This window comes from Streptomyces sp. NPDC005070 (genome assembly GCF_053600395.1).
Window position 1 is genome coordinate 1 of the sequence record NZ_JBSFZS010000482.1, and the last position, 1,558, is coordinate 1,558.

A 1,558-nucleotide genomic window follows, 5' to 3' on the forward strand; every position below is an offset into this window, starting at 1 on the left:
ATGTCGGAGGAGACTCCGACATGATCCGCCGGACAGGCCCTACCCTCCCAACCGGTCAAGCGCAGCGCAGCGCCACCGCTCGGTCTCGGCGATCTGGTTGAAGGTGAAGAGGTGCAGGCCGGCGACCCCCGCCGACGGAGAAGAGAGCGCGCCCGCGGAACGGGCGAGCAGCCGCTCGGGCGAGTAACCGCCGGGGGTCGCGAAGCGCAGGAACCACGAGGCGTGCTTGGTCAGAAAGCGCGTCGACTCCCCCACCCCGATCTTCGCCGCCATGGACAGCAGCTTCGCCCGCTGCACCGGCCCCGCGACGCCCACGTGGACGGGCAGGGTGATATCGCGGCGGCGTATCCGGCCGACCCAGTCACCCAGCACGCGCGCGTCGAAGCAGAGGTTGCTCACGATGTACGTGGCGTACGCGCGCTTGTCCCACATCGCCTGGATGGTGAGGTCGTCGTGGATGAGCGGATGGCTCTCGGGGTAACCGGTGATGCCGACATGAGCGAAGGGGCTGCCCAGCTCGATCAGCCTGCGCAGCACCGGTAGCGCCGCGTCGTAGGCCCCGGCCGGCGGATCGGCGTCGCCGGCCGGGACGAAGACGTCGTCGACGCCCGCCTCCCGGAGCCGGTCGACGACATCCTTCAGATGCGCGTCGTCCCGCAGCAGCCGCGCGGGCACGTGCGGGACGACGCGACAGCCGTGCGCCGTGAGCCGGGTGGCGAGGTCGAGCGTCGGTTCCAGGCCCTTGACCGGCGACGCCGTCACGGTGACGACGACGTCGCGCGGTACATGGGCGAGGACCTTGTCCTCGGTCGCCTTCGCAGGCAGCACCTCGTAGCGGACGCTGTGCAGCAGCGCCCGGAAGTGATCGCCGTCCAAGGTCTAACCGGCCTGCTTCTGGGCGTCGCGGTACCGGTAGTACGCGGCCTTGGAAGGCGCCAATGGGTCCTTGTCCAGGATGAGGTCGGCCGCCTTCTCCGCGATCATCATCACCGGCGCGTAGATGTTGCCGTTGGTGACATAGGGCATCACCGACGCGTCGACGACGCGCAGTCCCTCCACACCGTGCACGCGCATGCTCGTGGGGTCGACGACGGACATCTCGTCGGTGCCCATCTTGCAGGTGCACGAGGGGTGCAGGGCGGTCTCACCCTCCTTCGCGACCCAGGCGAGGATCTCCTCGTCGCTCTCCACGGACGGGCCCGGTGAGATCTCCCCGTCGTTGTACGGGGCCAGCGCGGGCTGGTTGAGGAGCTTGCGGGCGACGCGGATCGACTCGACCCACTCGCGGCGGTCCTGTCCAGTGGACAGGTAGTTGAAGCGCAGCGCCGGGTGCTCGTTCGGGTCCTTGCTCTTGATCTTCACCGAGCCGATGGCGTCGGAGTACATGGGACCGACGTGCACTTGGTAGCCGTGCCCGCCGGCGGGCGAGGAGCCGTCGTAGCGGACCGCGATCGGCAGGAAGTGGAACATCAGGTTGGGGTAGTCCACGTCCTCGTTGCTGCGGGCGAAGCCGCCGGCCTCGAAGTGGTTGGTCGAGGCGGGGCCCTTGCGGAAGAGC

Annotated in this window: 2 protein-coding genes; both read right to left on the reverse strand. The window is 69.0% G+C overall.

The genetic code is table 11. From position 1 onward, the window contains the following. Positions 1–39: 39 nt before the first annotated feature. Positions 40–876, reverse strand: a complete 837-nt coding sequence (locus ACWEBX_RS40435; RefSeq protein ID WP_451889680.1) for a 5,10-methylenetetrahydrofolate reductase — start codon at positions 874–876, stop codon at positions 40–42. Between the two features lie 3 nt (positions 877–879). Continuing rightward, a partial coding sequence (locus ACWEBX_RS40440; RefSeq protein ID WP_451889681.1) for a GMC oxidoreductase occupies positions 880–1,558 on the reverse strand: 679 nt, incomplete at its 5' end.